Consider the following 25,868-nt stretch of genomic DNA (forward strand, 5'->3'; position numbering starts at 1 on the left):
CGATTCTCTCGTTTAAGGCAAGTAATCTCAAGTAATCTTACGATTACTTAACTATTATTGCGATTTCCGTACACGCAAATACCATTCACAAAGTAGTCGTACTTGCTTGCGGGTGTAACCTTTTTCTACCATTCGAGCTATAAATTCCTCATGCTTCTTTTTATCGTCTTCAGATGCTTTAGCATTAAAAGAAATAACGGGTAATAAATCTTCTGTATTGGTAAACATTTTTTTCTCAATAACAGTTCGAAGTTTTTCATAACTGTTCCACATTGGATTCTTACCATGATAATTAGCACGAGCGCGAAGCACAAAATTCACAACTTCATTACGAAAATCTTTTGGATTAGAAATACCAGCTGGTTTTTCAATTTTTTCTAATTCAGCATTTAATGCGCTCCGATCAAAAATTTCGCCCGTATCGGGATCCCGATAATCTTGATCTTGAATCCAAAAATCAGCATATGTAATATATCTGTCAAAAATATTTTGGCCATACTCTGAATACGATTCTAAGTAAGCTGTTTGAATCTCTTTACCAATAAATTCAACGTATTTCGGTGATAAATACTCTTTGATAAAGGTTAAATACTTTTCATGTAATTCTTGTGAAAACTGTTCTTGTTCAATTTGCCTTTCAAGTACATAGAGTAAATGCACGGGGTTAGCTGCAACTTCACTATGATCAAAGTTAAAAACTTTCGATAAAATTTTGAAAGCAAAGCGGGTAGAAATACCACTCATGCCTTCATCTACCCCAGCAAAATCTCGGTATTCTTGATAAGATTTTGCTTTAGGGTCTGTATCTTTTAAACTTTCACCATTATAAACACGCATTTTTGAGTAAATACTTGAATTTTGTGGCTCTTTTAGACGAGTTAAAACCGAAAACTGTGCCAACATATCTAATGTTCCTGGGGAACAATGGGCATTTATCAATGAGCTGTTATCAATTAATTTCTCGTAGATCTTTATTTCTTCTGAAACGCGTAAACAATAAGGAACTTTAACAATATTGATTCGGTCAATAAACGCTTCATTATTTTTATTGTTACGAAATGCCTGCCATTCAGATTCATTAGAATGAGCAAGGATAATACCTTCAAAAGGAATAGCGGATAATCCTTCAGTAGCATTATAATTACCTTCTTGTGTAGCAGTTAGGAGTGGATGTAATACTTTAATGGGCGCTTTAAACATTTCCACAAATTCAAGTAAACCACGGTTAGCACGGCATAATCCCCCGGAGTAACTATAAGCATCCGGATCGTCTTGTGAGAACTCCTCAAGCTTGCGGATATCGACTTTACCTACCAAAGCTGAAATATCTTGATTGTTATCATCACCTGGCTCAGTTTTAGCGATCGCAATTTGTTTTAATCGTGAAGGTTTTAGTTTGATAACTTTAAATTGATTAATATCGCCATTATATTCATGTAAACGTTTTACCGCCCAAGGAGACATGACATAGCGTAAATAACGTCTTGGAATACCGAAGCGTTCTTCTAGAAGTTCAGCATCTTCCTCTGGATTAAATAATGATAAGGGAGTATCAAAAACAGGGGAACCTTTAATGGCATAAAATGGTACCTTCTGCATTAAATCTTTTAATTTTTCAGCTAAGGAAGATTTTCCTCCGCCAACAGGACCAAGTAGATAAAGCACTTGTTTAGTTTCTTCTAATCCTTGAGCCGCATGCTTAAGAAAGCCTACAATCTGCTCAATAGGCTCTTCCATGCCAAAAAATTCTCTGAAAACGGGATATCGATGAATCACTTTATTAGAAAAAATACGAGATAAAACGGGGTCATGGCGAGTATCAATCACCTCGGGCTCGCCAATAGCCATTAATAGTCGCTCTGCAGGATTAGCATAGGCAGAAGGATCTTGGCGGCATAGTTCTAAGTATTCGCCTAAGCTTAACTCTTCTTCCTTGTTGTCAACAAAGCGTTTGGTGTAGCTGGTTAGGAAATCATGCGTATTCATTTTGCTATCCTCTATGACGTTTCCTTGGAGGAGGAAAACGCTAATTCTTCTTTTATTAATTCAGTGGTAAATTTGTTAAACTGGTTATAATTTAGTATAGAACTAATTAGCTAAAAAGTTTAAAAAATTACGAAGAATCAATTCATTATTTATTAGCGTCCAATTTTATTTTTTGTCACCGGAGTATTCATCATGCCAGACACAACTATTTTTTTGAAGGACTATATGCCACCAAATTTTACAGTAGAAGATATCTATCTAAATTTTGATCTGTATGATGATTATGTGTTAGTCGAAAATAAAATGTCGCTTAAGCGTGTACATCCAGGATTACTACATTTATATGGTGATGAATTAGAATTAGTAAGTATTACTTTAAATAATGAGATTCTCACTGAAAAAGATTATAGTCATAAAAATGATGATTTGCTGCTTAATGATTGTCCCGAGCAGTTTACGCTGACCATTGTCACTCGTATTTATCCACAAAAAAATTCAAAGCTTTCAGGACTTTACCGCTCAAATCAATTATTTTGTACACAATGTGAAGCAGAAGGCTTTCGCCGTATAACGTTTTATCCGGATCGTCCTGATATCCTTTCCACATTTACTACTCGTATTACCGCTGATAAAGAAAGTTATCCAACTTTGCTTTCTAATGGCAATTTAATTGAAGCAGGTGAGGCAGAAGATGGGCGACATTGGGTCATTTGGCAAGATCCATTTAAAAAGCCTTCTTATTTATTTGCATTAGTTGCAGGAAATTTAGCTTGTGTATCTGATGAATTTACAACTTGCTCAGGTAAAAAAGTTGATTTAAGAATTTATGTTGAGCCTGGCAATGAAGATAAATGTGCCCATGCCATGGCTTCTTTACATAAATGTATGCGTTGGGATGAGGAAGTTTATGGTCGCGAATATGACTTATCAATCTTCATGATAGTGGCGGTTAGTGATTTTAATATGGGTGCTATGGAGAATAAAGGTCTAAATATTTTTAATTCTAAATATATTTTAGCTAGACCAGACACGGCAACAGATCAGGATTTTGCTGATGTGGAAGGGGTCGTTGCTCATGAATACTTTCATAATTGGACTGGAAATCGAGTAACGTGTCGAGATTGGTTCCAATTGAGCTTAAAAGAAGGTTTAACAGTATTTCGCGATCAAGAATTCTCACGTGACATGAATTCACGTGACGTTAATCGTATTTTAGATGTAAAAGTGTTAAAAACAACTCAATTTCCCGAAGATGCCGGTGCAATGGCACACCCCGTTAGGCCCGAATCTTATCAAGAAATAAATAATTTCTATACTTCGACTGTTTATAACAAAGGGTCTGAAGTTATTCGTATGCAGCATACCTTATTAGGTAAAGAAGGGTTTCGCCGTGGTATGGATTTGTACTTTAATCGCCACGACGGTCAAGCAGTGACTATTGATGATTTTGTAGCTGCAATGGAAGACGCTAACAATGTCGATTTTACACAATTTAAGCGTTGGTATAGCCAGGCTGGTACGCCTACTGTTGCAGTAATAAATGACTATACAGATGATACATTAACTCTAACTTTAACACAGAGTTGCCCTCCAACAGCAGAATGCCTTGAAAAACAACCTTTTCATATTCCTATTCGAGTAGCTTTATTTGATCAAAATGGCAAATCATTTTCGTTAGAGCAAGATTTATTAGAATTACGTGAGCGGCAACAAACTTTTACCTTTAAAAATATTACATCGAGGCCAGTGATTTCTCTATTACGAGAATTTTCAGCACCAATTAAAATACAAAGGGAGCTTAGCCAAGATGATTTATTAGCTTTATTGCGCTTTGAAACGGATGGATTTGCTAAGTGGGATGCGGCACAATGTTTGGCACTTTCGTGTCTTGCCAGTTTTTGTAAAACATCACGAAATGAGTGGCAAATTCCACCTAGGTTAACTGCTGCTTTTGCCCATGTTTTACAAGATGAATCCTTAGATTTAGCATTACGTGCTGAGTTAATAATGCCACCTGAGTTTGAAGAAGTAGCTACTTTTGTTGAAATTGCCGATGTGGATGTCATTGAGTCAGCGCGTGATTTTTATCGCACCGAATTAGGAAAAGCACTCTATAAGCAAGCACAAGCGATGTATGACTTATTATGGTCGCGTGAAGAGCATGCTATGAATGCTAATGCTTATGGGCAAAGAAAGCTCCGCAACGCTTGTCTTTGGCTTATGATGAAAGCAAATGAACAAGCTACATTAAATGTATGTCAAAACCAATTTAATGAATCTCGTACGATGTCTGATCAAATGGCAAGTTTTGCCCTATTAAATAACTGTTCGATTGATAAAGTACAAGAAAAGGTGGTTGCTGAGTTCTATGCGCAATGGGCCCAGGATGAATTAGTGTTAGATAAATGGTTTGCAGTTCAAGCAACAAGCGAATTACCTAATACGCTAATTAAAGTAAAAGAATTATTAGGTCATCCAGCTTTCTCTTTTACCAATCCAAATAAAGTAAGAGCAGTTATAGGTGCTTTTGTACAAGTTAACCCTCGACACTTTCATGCTTTAGACGGTAGTGGTTATGAATTTCTAGCAGATATGCTAATTAAGCTTGATGCAATCAATCCTCAAGTTACAGCGCGTTTAGCAACGCCTTTTACTCGCTGGCGGCGCTATGATGAAAAAAGACAATTACTGATGTTTGAGCAATTAAAACGCTTAGAAACCCATCCTTTATCGCGCGATTTAAGCGAGATTGTTTCAAAAAGCTTACAGGTATAGAGATTAAGAAGGCTATAGTTTAAAAAGCTTTGCCTTTTGAACTATAGCAAAATCTAAAATAGCTTATTTAAGCGTAAAAGAAGCCAATTCTTGTATGATTTGTCCTTGTTCATCTGCAATGCCAATCGCAACAGCACTAACGGTAGCTTCGATAGCAGTAGGGTGCTTTTGATTAAATTGAGCTATAGAGTTTATTAGACGCTGGTTTAACTGATTTTCTTCTTGTACTGAATAGGTTTTATTAGGCGCTAAAAAGGTAAAGTGAGGCGCATAATTGGTGAAAACATTAGGACTCCCATATTGCTTAAAACTACTTATTTTTTGTGGATTATGGGCTGCCCAACAAGGGACATTTGCTAGAGGATCCCTTAAGTGATTTACCGAGCGGACAACAGTATCACTTAAGTGTTGTAAGTATGGTTGTGGCTTAATTTGCAGCATAACATAGCCACTAGGCGTTGCTGTTAAGTATTGCGCTTTAATAGTAAAGGCATGAAACTGTTGGCTTAATTTCTTAATATAGTTGATAAGATGCTTTGTATTTTTAAGAGAATACTGGGTTAAATAAAGCGTAATATGTAAAGGATGATTGTCAAAAATAGGTTTTAAATTATAATCTGCTAACTCTTTATCATGAGTGAGTATTTTCTTAAACTGATTGCCATAGTTTTGCACATCATTTCTAGGTGATAGCTTTAAGTAAATATTAATCAAAGGGGATGTGTTAGCACTCGCCCAACTAGAGGGTATGTTCAACATTAAAATTAATAAGATTAAATAAAGGCATAAAATATGATTAGTCGTTGTGCTGTTGTAGGCAATCCCATTGCGCATAGCTTATCTCCTTTAATTCATCAAAATTTCGCTAAACAAGCGGGAAAAGAATTAATTTATGAAAAAATTCTAGGCAATGATACAAATTTTGAAGAGCAAGTTATAGACTTTTTTGAATCAGGCGGTACAGGATTAAATATTACCCTACCTTTCAAAGAACGTGCTTTTAAAATGGCCAATCAGGTGACTTCTCGTTGTTTAAAAGCAAAAGCAGCTAACACCTTGTGGATGCAGGAGAATCAGCTATGGGCAGATAACACAGATGGTATAGGTCTTATAAAAGATTTAGAGCGTTATATTGATATAGCCGCTAAAGATATACTCCTTTTAGGTGCCGGCGGCGCAGCGCGAGGTATAATTGGGCCATTATTAGAGGCTTCAGTTAAGCGTTTAACTATTGTAAATCGTACAAAAGAGAAACTTCTAGCAGTTGCTGATGATTTTCCCTCTATAACGTTAGCAGAGTTTGGCGAACTTTCTGGTGCATTCGATGTAATTATTAATGCAACTTCGGCAAGTTTAAGTGAGAGTCCATTTACTTTACTACCTATAGATATGCTAGCTAGCAAACCTTTTTGCTATGATTTAGCTTATAACCGGGAAAAAGATACACCATTTATTAATTTTGCTAAAGAAAATGGCTGTAAAGCATACGATGGTTTAGGTATGTTAGTTGAGCAGGCAGCAGAAGCGTTTTATATATGGCATAACTTTAAACCTGATACTACATCAGTATTAGGAGCATTAAAAAACAATTCCTACTAATTAATTTAACTAAATTAAAACGCTTTATTTCTAAATACCCATAATTAAAGGTTTTTATCTATTAAAATTAATTCAAAAGATATATGATTAATCATATTTGATAAATAATATACATTTTATGGTTAAAGCTAAGTATCGATCCAACCAAGCTAACCAGTGAACATTCAGCCGTGCTTGGCAAGCTATTAAGTGAAGCAGAGTTAGGAAGATATTTTTCCACATCCAACGTCTATGCTGTAACAGTTAATGGCATTGCATATCGTGTAAAGTTGAAATATCCAATCTATAAAGAAAATGAAAAAACCAGTCGGGTCTTAATTAAGGAAATAGGTAGTGGTGGCGAAGCAAAGGTTTATTTTGCAGAAACGGTCACTATTGATGCAAAAGAAATGGCTACTTTTAAAAGTGATCCTCAACATCCTCGGGTAGTTAAGGTTCATCGCTCCGAAAAAGTAGTTGTTTTTCTCGGTTGGGAGTCAGAAGAAAGCGTCAGAAAAGAGATTGCTGATAGGAAATATGAAAGCATTGCTGCTATTAGTGAAATCTATAACCCACTACATACTAAAGGGAGCGTTGTCTATGAACTGCGATCAGGAGGTAAAGAATATTTTTATAATAATATTATGCACCAGGTTGCTGGAAAAACATTAGCAGAAATTCTAAGCAATGAAAGTAAATTAACGCCAGAGATGCGCTTTGCTATTTCAAGGAAATTATTAGAAGCAATTAGAGCACTGCATAGTTATGGTATTATTCACACCGATATCAAGCCACAAAATATCATTGTTGATTTAGATTTTCAGACTAATACAGTAAGAGCGTTGAAGCTTATAGACCTTGATACTGCCGAGAGTAAAAATAGGAAAGAATATATCAGTATTTCTGGGAAACACCTCAATATGAAAGTCCTCGAAAGATAGCTAAAGCCCATCCTGAGAAAATGGATCTCTATGCAGCAGCGATAACTTTATTACAGGTTTGGGGCGTTCCTAGAGATAAGGTACAGACACCCCAAATTTATGGTAAAGAAAGAGAACACTTTAAAGCTCAAACCAAAATAAACAATTTAGAATTACCAGAAGAAATACGTAAAGGTTTGGAGAGTATATTTGAATGGATGACTCATAATGAGGCAAAAGAACCCATTGATAAGGCTCTATCTAGTATGCTTGAACTGGAGCTGACTTACCAAAGTCAGAAATTAGAATTATCTAGCAAGATAGAGTCTTCAATAACAGAAGCCAGAAAAGCAGGCGAGACAATCAAGGCCCAATTTAAAAAATTTACGCTTTCATTACCTAATGAAATTGACTCACTCAAGCAAGAAATTCAGGAAAATTTAAGAGGCATAGAAGATAATGCTTTTAGTGTTTATGAATTTAGCTACACTATAGATAGCCAAGCTTTACAACAATGCTTAACGCTTGATGAGGCTAAAATTTTTATAACGCAACAATTAGATTTGTTAGTATCTCATATAAAAAAACTAGATAGCTTTGAACCTTCTGAAAAAACTAAATTTTTAAAAAAATTAGCAAAATGTCATACTTTAGGAGGTAGTGGCGTTTAATTTCAAATATACTGATAGGTTTCAAGATAAAGAACTTTATTTGCCGCATGATAAGGAACTATTTAAGAGTACTATCTTTGAACGACTTAAAAGTATAAATAATTATCAGGGTCTGCAAAAATTATTTCACAGTATTAAAAATAATGAAAATTTTTTAAAAGCAGAACGCGGGGGCTTAATGCAAGCATTTGGTCAATATGGAGCTACAACAACCTGGGTGAATATTATACAGGCGTTTGAGTCAAAAGCATTCGAAATTGCAGCGCAAGGATTAAGATGGGAAATGGAAAAATATCAAGGATTAAGTAATCCTGAACAGTTCTCATTTGTGAAGGATCAATTTCGCAGGCGATATATGCCATTTTTTTATGAACAGACTGGTCGTGTTTCCCAACAAAGTGGGATGATTGAGAAATTTAATAGAATGTTAGATGATAGCTTGAAAAAAGATAAAGATTTTGACTTCGGTCCGCTAACTACGTTACAACAAAAAAATTAAAAAGAAATATAAAAGTAATATATTGTTGATAGTAATAACTCATCAATTTATAACCGGCACTTAGTAATTATTGCATTATACTAACTTATATTGAGTAAATAGTAGCTTATAAAAGCTATCTAGACTCGAAAAATTCAAGCACAACGTCACGAGCTAATAGGGTATCATCAAAACCTAATTTGAATAATTCCCGAGTAAATTCTTTTTCAAATAATAAAAAACTTAGTAAATCACCCGAGTGACTTTTGGCTCCTAATAAATTGAGGAGAAATCGAAGTAATCCTGGCATATTTTTATAATGGGCTTGTGCAATTGGTGCTATGGCCTCACTAGGTCTTAAATGAATTGTTTGTACAGGACGCCAAGGAGAGCGACGTTTTTTCCATAGAGATAATAAGCGCGCAATTTCATTCATGCGGTTTACCATTTCAATATCGCGGTCTAAATTATCCATAAATAAACTATTTAACATGCCACCTAAAATCCGGGCAAAACCAATATTGCCATTTTGGGTGCCTTCATAGAAGAACGAAGTAGGTAATTGCCGAGTACCTAAAATTAAAATTTTATCAACTTTAAAGCGGATGGCGCCTCTTAAAGGTGCCACTAATCCCATACTACCATCACCATAATGAGAACCATCAATTTTTGCTGCTGGAAAAAACAAAGGTAGGGCACTTGAAGCTAAAATATGTTCCATTTGCAGCTCGGTGCGAAGACTTAAATGCCTTGGATAATTCCAATCTTCAAATTCAGGATTAGCATGTTGATAAAAAGAAATAGTTTGTTGGGTTTCATAGCAGTGGCTCAGTACTTCCATGGTTGTTAAATAATTGTTTTTAATATTTTCATTTAATTGGGTAAAGTTAATGTTTTTGTTAATAAAATCACGTAGTGGCGAAGTATCTAGTAGATGCCCAGATTGACTACGTCTTATAAGCATAGGAATTAAATTTCGTAAAACTGATTTACTAACTTCATAATTACTTGCATTAAAAATCTGCTGGCAATAAATATCACACCAGAGCATTTCAAGTTTTTCGGTGGCTGCAGGAAAATCAGGCGCGTTTTCAGCTAATATGGCTGCGTTTATACAACCTACACTAACGCCACTAACCATATCAAAAGGAATTTTCTTCACATTAAGGATAGTACTAATCGCTTTAAGAACGCCAGCTTGATAAGCACCTCGAGCGCCACCACCTGCTAAGTAAAGTGCCTTTTTTGTCATTAATTATTTTTTTTATTAAAAATAACAATATAGCGCTCTTCTCCCCTAAGTATCAAGTGTGAATTAGTTTAATTTTGGATACCAATTTTTATTTAGATATTAAAGGGATAAAACGACAAATTTCTGTTACAAACTGCATCATTTGGTTGTATAATAAACAATAAGATTTGTATTAAATCATAAAGAAGCTTATTGTAACCTACTTGTAGGTTAGTTTTAAGTCGTTAAATGAGATACTCGTGAGTAAATATCATGCCTACCGAAGGAATGTATGAAGCTGATTTAGAGCCTGAATATAATAAAACGCTTGTTGAATTAGATGCAATGGCTAGACCTATCAATTTTAAGCCTCGCTCTGTTTCTAGAAAGTCTAAAATATTAGATTTATTTAAGTTAATACCTGGCCTAGATGAAATATTCGATCGCATTAATGATACAGGGGAGAATTTTAGTGCTTTAATGCAATTAAAAGAAAGTTTGGCAGCAGGCGCTAGTATTGCTCAATCTTCTTTCCATGGTTTAAGGTTAGGTCTAGCTATTATTGATTTTGTTAGGATTCCAGCAATTTTTTTGGCAGCCGCACTGCTTGGGCAAAAAGTTCCTGTTACCCTATCAAAAGCAGGAAAATGGGCCTATGCCGGAGCAATGGTGGCATTGGCTGCTTTAATGGTAGCTATACCTGGTGCAGTACCAATATTGGCTGTTCTTATTGCAGGCTTTATTCTGGGAAACTCTATTTTTACCTTAGGCCGACTTTTATATCAGCGTTATCAACTCAAAAATGACTTAAAAAATGTTGCTAAACAGATTCATGAAGAAACACAAGATTTAAATAAATTACAATTAGAAGCACAATCACTTAAAACACAGTTAGAGCAAACAAATGAATATGAAAGAACCGTTCTATTGAAAGCGTATATCGTTTTAAAAGAAGAGTATGCTAATCGCTGTAAATCTCTGCAAGCTCTATATGATAAAAAAGAAGTTTATACTTATAAATTAGCTAAGCGTGACAATTTAGCTGTTTTAGATAAAACAGCGGCTGTTTTGTTATCAGCTGGTATATTGCTAGGTGTTGCTATTGCCATTGCTTTTCCCCCGGTAGGTTTTGCCGTAGCTGCAGCTTGTGCTGCAGTAGGCGTTCTTTATCTTATTAGTCGAATAGCAATACCTTTCTTAGCTAAGAAAATTGGGTTTAACACAAAAGAAGGTATCGAAAGAGGAATAGCTAAAGATGATCTTAATGAAGATGATTTTAAAGCGTATCAAGAGGATTTGGAGTTAGAAGAATTAAATAACCAATCGCACCTAGGTAGAAGTAATAATATAGTGTTAAAAGAAAATTCTGAAATAGAAGTAAACAACCCTATAGAAATATCGTCGCAAGTTAGCCATAAATCTGAAACTATTATGGAATTAGCACTTGGTATTATGCCAGGAACTGTACATCATAATGGTTCTTTAAATGAAGATACTGTTGATGACTCTACTTTGATTTCTCCGAACTTTAGTAAAGCAGATACTCAAAGTAATCCCCAAACGCCAATCCCTTTAAAAATAGAAAATGAAGTAGAGGATGACGAGGGAGAAGGTGAGAGCGAAAGTAGGCCTGATGATGTACACCTTTCCTAATTGCTTACAGGTTGCAATCTCCTTTAAAGTAATATAGGTTAGCTTTAAGGCTAGGACAGAGCAAAGGGATGATATGCGACTTTTTAATAATCAACCGCGTGCTTTTAGCATGATTTTTATGCTAGAAGTTTGGGAACGCTTTGGTTTTTACACTGTGCAGGGCATTCTTACCTTATATTTTATTCGAGCATTAGGCTTTAATGAAGTACAAGCCTATTATACTTTTGGCGCTTTTTCTGCCCTAGTATATGGAATGATCGCTTTTGGTGGTTATTTAGGTGATAAAATTTTAGGTACAAAACGTACCATTGTTTTAGGTTTAATTGTACTTGCCTTAGGGTACTTATCACTCGCTATCACAGACACTCAACATGTATTTTTAGCATTAGGTCTTATCTGTGTAGGTAATGGTTTATTTAAAGCCAACCCTTCTAGCCTTCTGGCTAAATGTTATGAAGAAAATGATCCTAGATTACATAGTGGTTTTACTCTGTATTATATGGCGATTAATTTAGGCTCTACATTTGCTTTATTTATGGGACCTGCGATTGCTGATCAGCTTGGCTACTCCTATGCTTACTTCCTTAGTTTTATTGGCTTAATTTTAGGTATAGTCAATTATGCTTTTCAGCATCAACATGTCAAAGACATCAACACCCCTGCTGATCTAAAAAGGATTAGCTTGTGGCATGGTATTTTAATTATAGTGAGCATTATTGCTACTACTTATTTTTCCGCTTATTTATTACAACATGTTATGCTTGCCAAGCACTTAGTTTGGCTGGTTACAATTGCTATTACAGCAGTTTATTTCTTCTACATGTACCAGGAAGAGCGGCAATCTGTTATACGTATGCTTGTGGCCTTAGTTTTAATGATTGAGGCTGTCGTTTTCTTTACACTGTATCAGCAGATGCCAACCTCATTAAATTTATTCGCTGTTAATAATGTTACACCCACTTTATTAGGCATTTCTTTAGATCCACAAAGTTTCCAAGCTCTAAACCCAATCTGGATTATAGTAATGAGCCCGATTTTAGCTTTTATCTACAATAAACTTAATAAACATGGTATTGCATTTTCTATCCCCTACAAATTTGCAGCGGGAATGATATTCTGTGGATTAAGTTTTAGCTTGCTATATTTCGCTCGTTTTATGCATGATGAAGCAGGTATGGTTTCATCGTGGTGGTTAATTGTTAGTTATTTTTTCCAAAGTACGGGTGAATTATTAGTATCAGCTCTAGGTGTTGCTATGGTTGCAGAATTAGTTCCCACACATATTGCAGGTTTTGTCATGGGGATGTGGTTTTTAACTTCTTCTATTGCTGGTTTTGTTGGCGCAACAGTAGCATCAATGACTGCTTTACCAGAACATATTAAACCTGGGATTGAATCTTTATTCGTTTATACGGATGTTTTTGCTTACATAGGTTTAGCCACATTGGCTATTGGTATTTTAATGTGGTTAGTCTCATCTAAATTGACTCACTTTATTAAAGAGGCGCCTGCTTTAACCTTGTCTGCTGCTCTTTAAGAAAAAATATCCATTAATCACGATAAAGAAAAATTAATAATTATCGTGGTCAATTTTGCTTATTTAGTAATAATATTAGAATTTTATTATTAATTTAATCTCAAATTAACTTAATTTACATACATTTGTAAATTTTATTACATAAGTGTAAAAATAAATTTATTTGATTGGTAAAAAATCAAATTGATCATTTGGTGATCTAAGAGAAGCAAGTTCTTAATGTTTAGTTAAGGAAAAATCACTAAAATACGCTCTAGTCAGAACACTTCGCTAAGCATAATACTTAGTTAGGAGCATGTGATGGAAGGGATCATTGTATTAAGTGATAATACCCTCGATCATCTAAGTAAATTACCTTTAACAATTAATTTTCCTGTGTTCAAAGGTAACTGCATAACAACAAGTGATTTATTTCAGTGGCTCAGACAAACACAAAAGGTAGACGCTAAGCATCGACTTTTATTAGAATCATTTTATGTAGCAATTCTTGAAGATTTAAATAAAGAGTTGAACAAAACAAAGGAAGAGAAAGCTAGCAAAAAGACACCCTGGACAGCGAAAGCAAAATTTATTTTATTAGCTATTGCTGGTACGATTTTTTGTGGTTGTGAAGGTTTTGATGGGGTTAGTGCCGTATTAGGTGCGACCTCTTTACCCTCAATCGCAATTTTTGCAATAGGACTCGTTTTTTCTTTGCTTTCTATTGCTGTCTTCTACGCTTTTGATCTTTTAGAGGTTTCAAAAAACCTGGGCGTTAATCTTAAAAGCGCGCCTAAGTTAATTGATGATTATCTTAAAAAAGTACAATATATAAAATCTATTAGTGCTAATTTACGCAATAATATCCTTCATAGAAAAACACTTGATGATATTAGCTCCGATATTCAACTCATTCAGCTGTTAATCCAATTATATAATGAGCTAGATAAAGAGCGAGATGCGCTTACTATGGCTTTAAAAAGACCAGCACTTCAAGCTGCAAAAGTAATCGCTTCTATTATTACAGGAATTATTTTTTTTAGTGGCGGATTCTTTGCAGGACAGACCGTAGCTTTGGCGATCGCTGGACTCATTACAACAGCTGTTGCTTCTACTTTTTGGCCTATTCTTGTAGCAAGTGTATTTGTTGGTTTATCGGCTTTTGCCCTCTATTGGTTTGTGCAGCGCCCAGGTGTTGAAAATTTAATTGGTAAATGGTTAGGATTAGATAAAGAGAAGATAGAGGAGCTATGTGATCCTGATGAGGTTAAAAAAGATAAAGCAAAATTAAAAAATGTGGAAGGAATGCTGTTAGAAAGAAGGGAAGAGCTAGGAAAAATCCAAGAAACTCAGCAAGCGCTTAAAGATTTGGAAGTGCGTTATTTTGATTTGGAGAAAAGTTTTGCTGAAATTCAAAAACAGAGAAGGCTTGCTGAATTTAGGGAAGAAAAAGAAGGTTATGATTTAACCGAAAGTTTTGAGTTAAGTTGTATCTACCCAGAAAATTTAGATTCCACTCCGACAAGCAGCTTACTTTTGTCAGATTCATCAATTCAAGATAACTTTGATTTAGAATCTAATCCAAAGCAATCAGCACCTTATTCTGACGGGGCAACACGTTATTCATTGTTTTCGACCACTCCAAGTTCATTTATTAAACATAAAACAAGCGATTTAGCCCATTTAAACTTTGTTAAGCACAGCGAATCTAGTTTTTTTACAACAGAACCTAGTAATTAAAGATTTAGAACTGATTTAATAAAGGGCACAGTAATCTTCCTTTGGGCAGCAAGAGAGGCTTCATCAAGTTGATCAAGTATTTTATAAAGAGAATGCATATTACGAGTACAGCGGTTTATTAAAAATAGAGCTACGCTATTAGATAAATAAATCCCCCGTTGTTGTGCATGCTGCTGTAAAGTAGTGATTTTTAATTCATCAGATAATTCTTGTATCTGAACAACAAGGCCCCAGCCCAAACGAGAACGTAAATCAGGTAATTGTAATCCTAAGTGAACAGGTGATTTTTTACCCGCTATTAAGAGAATTGTTTGCTCATTTTCGCGTACCCGATTATATAAATGAAAAAGCGCTTCTTCCCAAAGTTTATTAGCCACGATACCGTCTATATCATCAATAGCAATGAGCCTTTGCTCATCCATTCCTTCAATACTAACAGGACCCCATTCTTTAAGTAGATTTAAAGGTAAGTAGGCAGATTCTTGTGCTATAGCATGGCAACATGCTTGTAAAAGATGAGATTTCCCACAACCATTATCTCCCCAAAGATAAAGGAAACGCTCACCGCGACCAGCTACTAGATAAGCAATTTGCTGTTGTAAGAATAAATTATTACCCCAACAAAAGTTATTAAGGGTTGCCTGATGATTTAACTGAATAGTTAATGCCAATTGAGAGTTTATTTGCATATTAAGTATGCTTTTCTGCCCCATGTCCAAACATAATCAAAATAAGTTATGGCAGTTGTTACTGCAGTTAATAGAATTAAACTATTAAAAACTTGTGTAGGTATAAATTTAACAAAGGCTAATTCAAATAAACATAAGGTTACTAAAATAAGTTGTAGCATGGTATTAAATTTACTTAGAAGTGTAGGTTGAAAATAAATTTTTGTAGGCACAAATAAATGCCAAGCTATAACACCTATTGAAATTGTTAAATCGCGCAGAAAAACTAAAATAACTAACCACCAAGGTAAGGAACCAATTAAGGCAAGGGATATAAAACTACTAGCAATTAATAGCTTATCTGCTAAAGGGTCTAAAAAAGAGCCCCAAAGGCTTTGCCAATTATAATGTCTAGCTAACCAACCATCTAAATTATCAGTAAGACCAGCTATTATATATATATAAAATGCAGCCGCATAATAACGATAATATAAAAATAGTAGAAAAGGTGCTATTAGTATTAAGCGAAAAATAGTAAGTGCATTGGGTATATATTTTAGCATCATGTGTCTGAATACATTTATTTAAAATTTCAATTTTATGATTTACATTGTTGTAAGTCATAAAAGTGAGCTAAAATGCTTTATCTAACGTTTGTATTAACAATACTCGGTAGAAATCATTTAAGTGTATACAATACTGTTGAGGCTGTCACCTGATTGAATTAATTATAGCGCCATCCAATAAGTTTAATACTGCATCGTAAGCACATTCGGCGAAGTACAATATGCCTATGTACACTCCTTCACCCCACTTTACTTGCGCCTTGACTAAAACTTACTGGGAAGCATTTAGGTTAAATTAGCTTTTCTTTAAGTGGTTAATATTACTTTTAATGGAGCAGGACGTTGATACCAAATTAGTAAGGCTAAAATGCTAATAGCTGAAATTAAAATCATAAAGGGTTTCACGCTTTCAATAGCGATTAGGCTGCTTAATAAACTAAATAAGGCAGAAATATTAAATTGACAAAATAAGGAGAAAGCTAAAGCAATAGCCATATGCTTAGGAAAAGGCCGAACGGAAGCTGCAGTCGCTGAAGCTACAATAAATCCGGTGCCAAAATAATAAATCATCATAGGAAGAACAAAAGTTACTTCTACAGTATAATTATAAGAATAAAGAAGCCACATTAAGCAAGCGGTGACTATAAAGAGACGAATGCCGATGCTGACTAAAAAATCACTACGGCAATATTTTATTAGAAAACCACATACTAAAGTGCCTATGACATATAAAATAGACATAATTGTTTTTATATTACTAAAGGTTATAATACTGTAATGTGCATTTTTAATTAAAATAAAAGATGCACTTGTATTAAAAGCAGATTCTCCTGCCATCATCAAAGCAGAAATTAAAAGATAGCTTACGAAAAGTCTATTTTTGAAAACTAGCAACATACTGTCTAATAAGGTAATGCTATCTAAATTTTTCGGCTTAGTTTCACTTATCCCATGACAGTAAATAAATAATATGGCGCTGTAAATGGCCATAATGGCAAATGCAATTGGCCAATTATAATAAGTAGTAATATAACCACCAATTAGGGGTATAAAACAGATAAATAAGCCACTTAAAGAGAAGAAAAAAGCAAATTTTTTAATTGCTTGCTGTTCGTTTTGGGTGTCATTTACCATGGCTCGCCCCATAAGAATTGTTGCACCTACACCAACACCTTGAAGAAAACGGCCAATTAGTAGTAAAGAAATACTATTACATAAAGATGTAAAAAGATTTGCTAGGGAAAAAATTAATAGACCAAAAATAAAGACAGGCTTTCTTCCTAATTTTTCTGAAATAATGCCCCAGGGAATAATACTTATTGCTTTACCTAGCAAAAATAGACTAATTGTAAGTTGAGCAAGCCGAGCACTGATATGAAAATCTATTGCTAATTTAGGTAGAGCGGGCATGATCAATAGGATACTAAAGTTACCTAAAGTCCATGCTAGTAAAATAATGATATAAGACCTTTTATTCATGTATCCCCTAAATTTACTGGATAAGTTTTCCTAACTAAGTTACTGATACAGCTTGCTGATTCCTATAATCAGATGCTATGGAAGTAGTATTAATACATAGACTAATGAACGCTATTAACCCATAGATACCAGCTAGTAAGATAAATAAGTAAGTCATCGTAATATAACTACCTAAAAATCCACCCAAGCTAATACCAATTAAATTGCCTATTTTAGCAAAAGTATTTGCCCACCCTATAGCAAGGCCTTGATGTTGAAATTTATCACTCATTAAACAAAATAGGGCAGGCAGAAGAGCGGCAAGAACAATTCCCCATAGAAGACGAATGAACATAATTAAAAGAGTATGCTCGGAAAAAAATGCGTGACCTAACATAATTAGAATGCCTAAAGAGCTATAAAATATTAAATAAGTTTTAATTTTTTTAGGCATCTTACGGCACTGATCAAATTGTTTGCCACAGTAGTTTGAACTTAAAAAAAGTCCAATAGCAGGCATAGAATATAATAAGCCTAGGGTAATCGTATTCTGGGTAATAGAGGTACTAAGAGTTAAGATAAAAATTGGCTCGGGAAGAAATTTAACAATTTGTGTAAGTGTAATTAGTAAACCTAAATTCATAAGGTAGAAAAAAGAATGAAGTGAAAAAAGTTGCTTTCCTTTTTGAATAGGAATAATAGCCTTTTCTGTGGTTGGTAATTTTTTATAAATCATAAGGGTAGCGGTCAAACATAAAATCATCGCTACAAAAAATAAGCCTTTAAAATTAAGTAAGTTTAATAAGCTACCGCCGATAAGGCCTGCCATACTTGTTGCTAGTGCTTTACTAAACTGTAAGTGCCCTAACTGTTGCGTTTTATTATTAGTTATATTAAGCGATAGCACATACATTTGCATGGCAGCAATAAAGCCAGCAAAACTGCCCTGAATAAATCGAATAATTAATACAGTCGTAATACTGGTAGCAAGCATCATTAACCCCTGCGTAATAACAAGTGTCAAAGCAGCTCGCACTAACATTGTTTTATAACCAACCCGACTTGCTACTATGCCCCATACAGGGCCCATAAGAATATTAGCAATCATAGGAAGAGTGAATGCTAACGCGCTATAAAAGGCTGCCTTATCAAGTGAAATAGTTTGCTTGGCGATAAATAAAGGTAAAAAGGGATTGCTCATATCTAGTGCAAGTAGCATAAGAAATTGGCTGATAAGAATTGTTCGCATTAATGATTTAGGCATTAAATTGGCTCAATGGATTGGATGTTAAGCTAGCTTGATTATGTTTTTTGTTAAGTGACAAACGCATAAGTAGCAGGCTTTTATGTGGCCAAGCGCCTTTTAATAGGCGTTGCTGGTGCCAAGTCAAGATTCCTGGTTTTATTTCTCCCGCCATTTGTTGTAACTCGCTCTTTAGAGCATTAAATACAATTTTCCATAAATGGGTTTCAGAAAGATGACTAAAGCGACAGAGATAATTAACCCAATAAGCTAAGTTGCTTTGTAAATTACCATGAATAAATTTGTTACAGGTATCAACTAAATTGTCAGTAACAATGGTTGAGTCTGGATGTAATATTGGACTTTCAAGGTCTTGAAAATCAGTATTTTGATAAACGTAAATTCCTCCCAAATCACGAATAATAAGAGATTGCGGTTGATGATTTTCAAAAACAACAAGCGTATTTTGCTGGTGTGCCTCAAGAGCAATGCCATAACGCATTAGTAAGTGTAGTTGTCCTTTAAGGACACAATGACAATAGTGATTAAAGTAGTTTTCTAGGGCAATACCACTAGCCTTAATTATGTCAAGTAATAAAGGTTGATTAGAGAGCGGCGAATTTACAAATAGTGCAGCAAGCGGAATAACTTGTTGATTATCTTTAATTAACTGCAATGGGCTTTCTCTTAAAATAAAACCAAATTGTTTGTATATAGAAGAAAAATGAGGATCTTGTAAGCGAGCGCCAGCGATATCACGTGCAACAAAAAGTGTGTTTTCATAGTGATGCTCTAATGCCAATATGTGAGTTAACCACTTAGAAAGGATAGGACCATTTTCAATAGATGCTGGTGAAACTGTACGAATAGCTGAAGTTGTATGGACTGCTAAAGCCAATTTTAAATGATTGGCATGCGAAGAAATAGGCATCATTGTTCTTAATGACATTGAAGGGTGAGTTACTTGATGATGAGGCGTCAAAATAAGTTGTTTTTTATCAATTAAAGGCGCTAGAGACGCTTGCAATTGATTGCGCCATTGCCAAGGATGGACAGGGATGGGATAAAAATTATCAGGATTTACTTGTTGACATCGAAGCTTATGTTGCCAAATAGCGAAGTCTTTAGGAAAACAATTCGCCATTAATTCTAAGTAAGATTTATCGATAAAAGTAGTATGTGCTTTTTGCTGGTGTAGTGCGCACCAGTGAACGCTAACTTCGGCATTAAATTCAGGTGAATACTGTAATACTTCGCGCCGACTAAAGCCCATTTTAGCACGAAAATTAGGGTGATAAGGATGTCCAACACAGCCCCATTGTTCAAGAAAGGATAAAGTATATTTACTTTCTTGTTTAGTCAACCAAGCCCAAAAAGAGCGCTCGCCTTGCATTTGTTTAATTAATTCTGCTTGCCACCGTTTACGGTAAATTATAGCCATTGCTTCATTGGCGATTGATTCATTTAATTCTTTTTCTAATAATTCCCAGCGATAAAAACGACTCTCTGGCTTGAGTATACTTAAGTTTAACTGTAACTGTTGTGTAAAATCAGAGACATGATAACTATAGAAGTTTTTATCAATTAGTTTCTCCTTTATAGCAGCGTATTGTAAGCGAGCTAAACATGATTTATGAGTGTCATCAATGACTGCTTTAATTGCTTGTTGCGGCAAGCCTATACCTATTTCAAAAAGGAGAAAACGTAGCTGATGAATTAATTCTTGAAAGTGATTATAAGCTAAGGCCATATTTGTCGCTCCATGCAAATAATTAAATATAAATGATAATCATTCTCATTTGCAAGCGAAAATTAGCTTATGTTTGATAAGCACCAAAAAATAAATTTAATGCATCGATTGGATCGGATAATTAAAGATATGTTTTATTATTTGTATTAAAAATTAATATTAGCAGCCTTGGCTATTCATCAATTTTTTGTCGATATATAATGACAGTATTGCCAATTAGTTGAATAAGCTCTGCATTTAACTGCTGACAAAGGTCATTGGCCATTTTCTGCCGATCTTCTTTTTCTGCGCCATTAATTTTAACTTTAATTAATTCGTGCGCATTTAAAGCAACATTTGTTTCTTCAACAATAGCCGTGGTTAAACCTTTGGCGCCGAGTAAAACAACAGGTCTTAAGTGATGGGCTTTAGCTTTAAGAGTTTGTCTAAATGTACTATCCACAACGAAATCTCATTTAAATGTTAAATTATTGCACGTTTTGCTGGGAAACGGTAGTAAATTTGAGTATTATAATAATAAGTTAATATTTTCTGTTCCGTATGCCTCGTTCAAAAAGCAGTAACCGCTGGTTAAAGGAGCACTTTGATGATGTTTTTGTCAAGCAGGCGCAGGCAGAAGGCTATCGTAGCCGTGCTGTTTACAAATTAAAAGAAATTGATGAAAAAGAAAATATTATTAAACCCGGAATGACTATTGTAGATTTAGGGGCAGCTCCAGGTGGCTGGACCCAATTTATTACCCAAAAATTAAATGGAAATGGAACAATTGTTGCTTTAGATTTATTGCCTATGGCTGAATTACCCGGGGTCAATTTTATTCAAGGTGACTTCAGAGAAGAAAATATCTTTCAACAATTAATAAATTTGATACCCAAAAGGGGTTTAGACTTGCTTTTATCAGATATGGCCCCAAATATGAGTGGATCAAGGATCGTTGATATTCCCAGAGCAATGTATTTAGCTGAGTTAGCTTTTGATTTTGGGGATATAATGCTTAAACCAGGTGGGGCTATGTTAATAAAGATTTTTCATGGTGCTGGGTTTGATAACCTTATTAAATTAGCTCGTCAACAATTTAGTAAGGTAGTTATTCGTAAACCTTTAGCATCTCGCTCACGCTCGCATGAAACCTATATGCTGGCGAAGGGCTATAATTTATAGTAACTTTATTGCTTAGCGTAGAAATTCGCACATATCGAGGTTAATGTTTTGAACGACATGGTAAAAAATTTATTTTTGTGGCTTGTTATAGCTATTGTGCTAGTGTCCGTGTTTAGTAATTTTGGACCTCGCCATGGTACAACAGAAAAAATTCCTTATAGTCAATTTTTAACAGAAATTGATCAAGGCATGATTAATTCTGTGACTGTTGAAGATAATAAGGTTATCCGGGGAACGACAAAAAATAACCAACGTTTTGTAACCTATATGCCCATGCAAGATAATGCATTATTAGGCCAATTATTACAAAATAAGGTTGAAGTAAGTGGACAAGAAAAACCGCAAGAAAGTTTCTTATTACATTTATTTGTAAATTGGTTTCCAATGCTTTTGCTTATTGGCGTTTGGATCTTTTTCATGCGACAAATGCAAGGTGGCGGGGGCCGTGGCGCCATGTCTTTTGGTCGTTCGCGAGCACGTTTATTAGGCGAAGATCAAGTTAAAGTTACTTTTGCTGATGTAGCAGGCGTTGATGAAGCGAAAGAAGAAGTTAAAGAATTAGTTGATTTTTTACGTGATCCAAGCAAATTTCAAAACTTAGGTGGTCGTATTCCTCGTGGTGTTTTATTGGTAGGACCGCCAGGTACGGGTAAAACGCTTTTAGCTAAAGCAGTAGCGGGTGAGGCAAAGGTTCCTTTCTTTACAATTTCTGGCTCAGACTTTGTGGAAATGTTTGTGGGTGTAGGTGCATCGCGCGTACGCGATATGTTTGAACAAGCAAAAAAACAAGCGCCTTGTATCATTTTTATTGACGAAATTGACGCAGTAGGAAGGCATCGGGGTGCCGGCCTTGGGGGCGGTCATGATGAACGCGAGCAGACGCTTAATCAGTTACTTGTAGAAATGGACGGCTTTGAAGGTAATGACGGCGTTATTGTCGTAGCTGCAACCAATAGACCAGATGTACTTGATCCTGCTCTTCTACGCCCAGGCCGCTTTGATCGTCAAGTAGTTGTACCATTACCTGACATACGTGGTCGAGAGCAAATTCTTAAAGTCCATTTAGGCAAAGTACCTATTGATAAGCAAGTTGAAGTATTACCTATAGCACGAGGTACGCCAGGTTTTTCAGGTGCTGATTTAGCTAATCTAGTTAATGAAGCAGCTTTATTTGCAGCTCGTTCTAATAAGCGTAAAGTAGGTATGTTAGAACTGGATAAAGCTAAAGATAAAATCATGATGGGTGCTGAACGTCGATCAATGGTCATGGATGAAAACGAGAAGAAATTAACAGCCTATCATGAAGCAGGCCATGCTATTGTCGGCTTGTCAGTTCCAGAACATGATCCTGTTTATAAAGTGACTATTATTCCGCGTGGGCGGGCATTGGGCGTTACCATGTTTTTACCTGAGCAAGATCGCTATAGCCATAGTAAACGTCGTTTAGAGAGTCAATTATCTAGTTTATTTGGTGGTCGTATTGCAGAAGAGCTCATTTTTGGTGCGGAAAATGTTACTACAGGCGCATCAAATGATATTATGCGTTCTACAGAAATTGCTCGTAAGATGGTAACCAGTTGGGGGTTATCAGACTTAGGTCCATTGACCTTTGGTGAAGAAGAAGGTGAAGTCTTCCTAGGTCGTAGTGTAAATCATAACAAAGAGATTTCTGATAAAACTGCGCAGTTAATTGATGAAGAAGTTAATAAAATTATTACTAGAAATTATCAGCGTGCCAAAGACATTCTGGTGGCTAAAATGGATATTTTACATTTAATGGCAGATGCACTCATTAAATATGAAACAATCGATACCAAGCAAATTAATGAAATTATGGCAGGTAAACCACCCTCTCCTCCTGATGATTGGGAATCATTAAAGTCTTTTGATTCAGATAATACACCTAAATCTGATACTAAAGTCATTAATGGTAAGCCCGTAGATCGTCCAGCTGAGGAACATTGATCTTTCTTTAAGATTTTCTCCGCCCTTAGGCGGAGATTTACCCTTAATTAAATTTATAAAAATACTTCTGAGGTTGTAAAAGTTTTTAGTAGTAATTCTAATACTTTTTAAAACTTCATTTATATTAATTTGGCTTTTATCTTTTTAAATTCTATTTTTAAATAAAGGTTATCAATGAATAATCAGCAATTTAGTAGCTGGCGTCAGCAATTAAATTTAAAAACTAACCAGTATCAATCGCCTTTGATTATGGGGATCATTAATGTAACGCCTGATTCCTTTTCTGATGGTGGACGCTATTTAAATTTGGAGCATGCCTTCGTACACGCGCAGAAATTATTGGCTGAAGGCGCTGATATTTTGGATATTGGAGGCGAATCATCAAGGCCTGGTGCAAAACCTATTAGTGTTGATGAAGAAATAGCTCGCGTCGTTCCTCTTATTAAGCGATTACGATATCAAACAGACTGTTGTATTTCTGTAGATACAACAAAGGCTGCTGTCATGCAAGCGGCTATAGAAGTAGGTGCTGATTTAGTTAACGACATAACAGCGTTAAGAGATAAAGAAGCACTTAATCTAATAGCTAAATTACAAGTTCCTGTATGTTTAATGCATATGAAAGGAATACCACAAACTATGCAAGCCTTACCAATAAGTTATAAAGATATTATTGCTGAAGTTAATTTATTTTTTCAAAAAGAAATTGAGCGTTGTCTAGAAGCAGGTATTCAACGCAGCAATATCATCATTGATCCCGGTTTTGGCTTTGGCAAAGCTATTGAGCATAACTTATGCCTAGTTAAAGATTTAACTCAATTTAAACGACATAACTTACCTATCATGTTAGGTGTGTCGCGAAAAAGTACGATAGGAGCTATTTTAAATAAAAATGTTGATGAGCGATTAATTGGTAGCACCACTTTAAATATAGTTGCTAGTTTAAATGGGGTAAATATAATCAGGACGCATGATGTAACTGAAACAAAACAAGCATTAGTTATGTTAGATGCAATTATGCAGGTTAATAATAATTTAAAAGGTAAGCAGGAATGAGCCAACGTAAATATTTTGGTACCGATGGTATTCGTGGGCAAGTAGGGATATCAAATATTAATCCTGAATTCGTATTAAAACTAGGCTGGGCTGTAGGCCGTATACTTTCCAATGGTTATCGTAATAAAATCATTATTGGTAAAGATACGCGTATTTCAGGCTATATGCTGGAATCAGCTTTAGAAGCTGGTTTATCAGCTGCCGGAGTAGATGTTAATTTATTAGGCCCTATGCCTACGCCAGCTGTGGCTTATTTGACTCAAACTTTACGAGCTGATGCAGGCATTGTTATTAGTGCATCACATAACTTATATGAAGATAATGGTATTAAATTTTTCTCAGCTGATGGCAGTAAATTACCTGATCATATTGAGCAGGCTATTGAAGAAGAAATAGATAAGCCATTAGAAATTGTTTCTTCTGGCCATTTAGGTAAAGCAAAACGCATTAGTGACGCGCCGGGACGTTATATTGAATTTTGTAAATCGTCAATATCTTCACTAACGCGCTTAACCGGAATTAAGCTCGTAGTCGATTGCGCTAATGGGGCCACTTATCATATTGCACCTAATGTTTTTAATGAATTGGGCGCGGAGGTCATTGCGATTTATAATGAACCTGACGGGCTTAATATTAATCAGGATTGTGGTTCAACCGCACCAGCTGAATTAAGAAAACAAGTTTTACACCATGGTGCTGATTTAGGTATTGCGCTTGATGGTGACGGGGATAGGGTCATTTTAATAGATGCTGTAGGAAACGTGGTTGATGGCGATCAAATTTTATATATCCTAGCCCGTGATAGACAACAGCGAGGCATACTACAAGGCGGTGTAGTTGGCACACTAATGAGTAATTACGGCTTAGAAAGAGCGATATCTGCTTTAGATATTCCTTTCAAGCGTGTTAAAGTCGGTGATCGTTATGTTTTAGAAACACTTAGAGATATGAAGTGGCAGATCGGCGGTGAATCTTCAGGTCACATTGTATGCTTGGATAAAACGACGACAGGAGATGGTATTATTGCTGCATTACAAGTTTTAGCTTGTATGATCATGCATGGTAAAACATTAGAAGAACTCACCCAGGGAATTGAATTATACCCACAAGTGCTATTAAACATTAAAACGCCAAACGCATTAACGCTGGTAAAAAATCAACAGGTGTCTGATTTAGTTGATACATTAACGAAGAAATTAGATCAAAAAGGCAGAGTACTCTTACGTCCCTCTGGCACAGAACCCTTACTAAGAGTCATGGTTGAAGGTGAAGATAAAGAAATGGTAACTAATTATGCTGAGCAATTAAGAGATAATATTATGCAAATTGATTTAGACTATTAGTGAAAATTTTACCTTGCTTTATCCGGAAGAGTGCGAAGTGAATAACATTCATAATGTAAAATTCAATGATTGACGTTTACTTAATCTTTAAGGTATATTTGCGGCCGTTT

General features: G+C 35.3%; 21 protein-coding genes. 12 read left to right on the forward strand and 9 right to left on the reverse strand.

Annotated elements, in window-relative coordinates; translation table 11 throughout:
• Nucleotides 1–54 precede the first annotated feature (54 nt).
• A complete protein-coding gene (locus E1P04_RS08910) occupies nt 55–1,986 on the reverse strand; it encodes a PrkA family serine protein kinase (RefSeq protein ID WP_131782569.1) in 1,932 nt (643 codons plus the stop codon).
• 192 nt (nt 1,987–2,178) lie between these two features.
• Here E1P04_RS08910 and pepN point away from each other — a divergent pair, with 192 nt between their 5' ends.
• The gene (pepN, locus tag E1P04_RS08915; RefSeq protein ID WP_131782570.1) at nt 2,179–4,761 is read left to right on the forward strand and encodes an aminopeptidase N; all 2,583 of its coding nucleotides are present in this window, start codon (nt 2,179–2,181) and stop codon (nt 4,759–4,761) included.
• 63 nt (nt 4,762–4,824) lie between these two features.
• Here pepN and E1P04_RS08920 read toward each other — a convergent pair whose 3' ends face one another.
• The gene (locus E1P04_RS08920) at nt 4,825–5,595 is read right to left on the reverse strand and encodes a DUF1045 domain-containing protein (protein WP_131782571.1); all 771 of its coding nucleotides are present in this window, start codon (nt 5,593–5,595) and stop codon (nt 4,825–4,827) included.
• Between E1P04_RS08920 and aroE the strand changes: the two genes are divergently transcribed.
• The 4 genes from aroE to E1P04_RS08940 all read left to right on the forward strand — a co-directional run bounded on the left by aroE (nt 5,554) and on the right by E1P04_RS08940 (nt 8,429).
• Nucleotides 5,554–6,360 (forward strand): shikimate dehydrogenase, encoded by an 807-nt coding sequence (gene aroE / locus E1P04_RS08925; RefSeq protein ID WP_131782572.1) that lies wholly within the window; start codon nt 5,554–5,556, stop codon nt 6,358–6,360. The genes E1P04_RS08920 and aroE overlap by 42 nt on opposite strands.
• Before the next feature lie 170 nt (nt 6,361–6,530).
• Nucleotides 6,531–7,280, forward strand: coding sequence for a protein kinase domain-containing protein (locus tag E1P04_RS08930; RefSeq protein ID WP_131782573.1), 750 nt, complete (start codon nt 6,531–6,533; stop codon nt 7,278–7,280).
• Nucleotides 7,281–7,300: 20 nt separating this feature from the next.
• Nucleotides 7,301–7,930: a hypothetical protein gene (locus E1P04_RS08935; RefSeq protein ID WP_131782574.1), complete on the forward strand. Its 630-nt coding sequence runs from the start codon at nt 7,301–7,303 to the stop codon at nt 7,928–7,930.
• Nucleotides 7,920–8,429 (forward strand): hypothetical protein, encoded by a 510-nt coding sequence (locus E1P04_RS08940; RefSeq protein ID WP_131782575.1) that lies wholly within the window; start codon nt 7,920–7,922, stop codon nt 8,427–8,429. Before E1P04_RS08935 ends, E1P04_RS08940 begins: the two co-directional genes overlap by 11 nt.
• Before the next feature lie 115 nt (nt 8,430–8,544).
• On the opposite strand, the gene E1P04_RS08945 is transcribed toward E1P04_RS08940, so the two are convergent.
• Nucleotides 8,545–9,660 carry a patatin-like phospholipase family protein gene (locus E1P04_RS08945; protein ID WP_131782576.1) on the reverse strand — a complete coding sequence of 372 codons (1,116 nt, stop codon included), beginning with the start codon at nt 9,658–9,660 and terminating at the stop codon, nt 8,545–8,547.
• A gap of 252 nt (nt 9,661–9,912) precedes the next feature.
• Between E1P04_RS08945 and E1P04_RS08950 the strand changes: the two genes are divergently transcribed.
• The 3 genes from E1P04_RS08950 to E1P04_RS08960 all read left to right on the forward strand — a co-directional run bounded on the left by E1P04_RS08950 (nt 9,913) and on the right by E1P04_RS08960 (nt 14,548).
• Nucleotides 9,913–11,292: an MFS transporter gene (locus E1P04_RS08950; RefSeq protein WP_131782577.1), complete on the forward strand. Its 1,380-nt coding sequence runs from the start codon at nt 9,913–9,915 to the stop codon at nt 11,290–11,292.
• A gap of 73 nt (nt 11,293–11,365) precedes the next feature.
• Nucleotides 11,366–12,829 (forward strand): oligopeptide:H+ symporter, encoded by a 1,464-nt coding sequence (locus tag E1P04_RS08955; RefSeq protein WP_131782578.1) that lies wholly within the window; start codon nt 11,366–11,368, stop codon nt 12,827–12,829.
• A gap of 300 nt (nt 12,830–13,129) precedes the next feature.
• Nucleotides 13,130–14,548, forward strand: a complete 1,419-nt coding sequence (locus E1P04_RS08960) for an ABC-2 transporter permease (protein WP_131782579.1) — start codon at nt 13,130–13,132, stop codon at nt 14,546–14,548.
• Here the strand turns inward: E1P04_RS08960 and hda are convergent.
• From hda to yhbY, 6 genes are all read right to left on the reverse strand, one after another.
• Nucleotides 14,545–15,231 (reverse strand): DnaA regulatory inactivator Hda, encoded by a 687-nt coding sequence (gene hda, locus E1P04_RS08965; protein ID WP_165482736.1) that lies wholly within the window; start codon nt 15,229–15,231, stop codon nt 14,545–14,547. The two genes, E1P04_RS08960 and hda, sit on opposite strands and share 4 nt — an antisense overlap.
• Entirely contained in the window at nt 15,228–15,782 is a 555-nt protein-coding gene (locus E1P04_RS08970; RefSeq protein ID WP_131782581.1) for a CDP-alcohol phosphatidyltransferase family protein, read from the reverse strand. The genes hda and E1P04_RS08970 overlap by 4 nt, the downstream gene beginning before the upstream one ends.
• Before the next feature lie 306 nt (nt 15,783–16,088).
• Nucleotides 16,089–17,261: an MFS transporter gene (locus E1P04_RS08975; protein ID WP_131782582.1), complete on the reverse strand. Its 1,173-nt coding sequence runs from the start codon at nt 17,259–17,261 to the stop codon at nt 16,089–16,091.
• A 34-nt stretch (nt 17,262–17,295) separates the two neighbouring features.
• Complete coding sequence (locus tag E1P04_RS08980) at nt 17,296–18,504, reverse strand: MFS transporter (RefSeq protein ID WP_131782583.1); 1,209 nt, start codon at nt 18,502–18,504, stop codon at nt 17,296–17,298.
• Complete coding sequence (locus tag E1P04_RS08985) at nt 18,497–20,233, reverse strand: IucA/IucC family protein (protein ID WP_131782584.1); 1,737 nt, start codon at nt 20,231–20,233, stop codon at nt 18,497–18,499. Before E1P04_RS08985 ends, E1P04_RS08980 begins: the two co-directional genes overlap by 8 nt.
• 172 nt (nt 20,234–20,405) lie before the next feature.
• Nucleotides 20,406–20,675, reverse strand: a complete 270-nt coding sequence (gene yhbY / locus E1P04_RS08990) for a ribosome assembly RNA-binding protein YhbY (RefSeq protein ID WP_131782585.1) — start codon at nt 20,673–20,675, stop codon at nt 20,406–20,408.
• Nucleotides 20,676–20,773: 98 nt separating this feature from the next.
• On the opposite strand from yhbY, the gene rlmE reads away from it, so the two are divergent.
• From rlmE to glmM, 4 genes are all read left to right on the forward strand, one after another.
• Nucleotides 20,774–21,394, forward strand: coding sequence for a 23S rRNA (uridine(2552)-2'-O)-methyltransferase RlmE (rlmE, locus tag E1P04_RS08995; protein WP_131782586.1), 621 nt, complete (start codon nt 20,774–20,776; stop codon nt 21,392–21,394).
• 57 nt (nt 21,395–21,451) lie between these two features.
• The gene (ftsH, locus tag E1P04_RS09000) at nt 21,452–23,359 is read left to right on the forward strand and encodes an ATP-dependent zinc metalloprotease FtsH (RefSeq protein WP_165482737.1); all 1,908 of its coding nucleotides are present in this window, start codon (nt 21,452–21,454) and stop codon (nt 23,357–23,359) included.
• 174 nt (nt 23,360–23,533) lie between these two features.
• Complete coding sequence (gene folP / locus E1P04_RS09005) at nt 23,534–24,415, forward strand: dihydropteroate synthase (RefSeq protein WP_131782588.1); 882 nt, start codon at nt 23,534–23,536, stop codon at nt 24,413–24,415.
• The gene (glmM, locus tag E1P04_RS09010; RefSeq protein WP_131782589.1) at nt 24,412–25,758 is read left to right on the forward strand and encodes a phosphoglucosamine mutase; all 1,347 of its coding nucleotides are present in this window, start codon (nt 24,412–24,414) and stop codon (nt 25,756–25,758) included. Before folP ends, glmM begins: the two co-directional genes overlap by 4 nt.
• The last annotated feature ends 110 nt before the right edge of the window (nt 25,759–25,868 follow it).

Source organism: Legionella gresilensis, from assembly GCF_900639865.1.
In the GTDB taxonomy this organism is placed as follows: domain Bacteria; phylum Pseudomonadota; class Gammaproteobacteria; order Legionellales; family Legionellaceae; genus Legionella_C; species Legionella_C gresilensis.

Excerpts from the sequence above, each read along its gene's own strand:
- folP (WP_131782588.1), top strand. The coding sequence starts at position 23,534 with ATGAATAATCAGCAATTTAGTAGCTGGCGTCAGCAATTAAATTTAAAA.
- E1P04_RS08920 (WP_131782571.1), bottom strand. The coding sequence starts at position 5,595 with ATGCGCAATGGGATTGCCTACAACAGCACAACGACTAATCATATTTTA.
- E1P04_RS08955 (WP_131782578.1), top strand. The coding sequence starts at position 11,366 with ATGCGACTTTTTAATAATCAACCGCGTGCTTTTAGCATGATTTTTATG.
- E1P04_RS08945 (WP_131782576.1), bottom strand. The coding sequence starts at position 9,660 with ATGACAAAAAAGGCACTTTACTTAGCAGGTGGTGGCGCTCGAGGTGCT.
- rlmE (WP_131782586.1), top strand. The coding sequence starts at position 20,774 with ATGCCTCGTTCAAAAAGCAGTAACCGCTGGTTAAAGGAGCACTTTGAT.
- glmM (WP_131782589.1), top strand. The coding sequence starts at position 24,412 with ATGAGCCAACGTAAATATTTTGGTACCGATGGTATTCGTGGGCAAGTA.
- E1P04_RS08975 (WP_131782582.1), bottom strand. The coding sequence starts at position 17,261 with ATGAATAAAAGGTCTTATATCATTATTTTACTAGCATGGACTTTAGGT.
- E1P04_RS08980 (WP_131782583.1), bottom strand. The coding sequence starts at position 18,504 with ATGCCTAAATCATTAATGCGAACAATTCTTATCAGCCAATTTCTTATG.
- ftsH (WP_165482737.1), top strand. The coding sequence starts at position 21,452 with ATGGTAAAAAATTTATTTTTGTGGCTTGTTATAGCTATTGTGCTAGTG.
- E1P04_RS08910 (WP_131782569.1), bottom strand. The coding sequence starts at position 1,986 with ATGAATACGCATGATTTCCTAACCAGCTACACCAAACGCTTTGTTGAC.
- E1P04_RS08960 (WP_131782579.1), top strand. The coding sequence starts at position 13,130 with ATGGAAGGGATCATTGTATTAAGTGATAATACCCTCGATCATCTAAGT.
- E1P04_RS08985 (WP_131782584.1), bottom strand. The coding sequence starts at position 20,233 with ATGGCCTTAGCTTATAATCACTTTCAAGAATTAATTCATCAGCTACGT.
- E1P04_RS08935 (WP_131782574.1), top strand. The coding sequence starts at position 7,301 with ATGGATCTCTATGCAGCAGCGATAACTTTATTACAGGTTTGGGGCGTT.
- pepN (WP_131782570.1), top strand. The coding sequence starts at position 2,179 with ATGCCAGACACAACTATTTTTTTGAAGGACTATATGCCACCAAATTTT.
- aroE (WP_131782572.1), top strand. The coding sequence starts at position 5,554 with ATGATTAGTCGTTGTGCTGTTGTAGGCAATCCCATTGCGCATAGCTTA.
- E1P04_RS08970 (WP_131782581.1), bottom strand. The coding sequence starts at position 15,782 with ATGATGCTAAAATATATACCCAATGCACTTACTATTTTTCGCTTAATA.
- E1P04_RS08950 (WP_131782577.1), top strand. The coding sequence starts at position 9,913 with ATGCCTACCGAAGGAATGTATGAAGCTGATTTAGAGCCTGAATATAAT.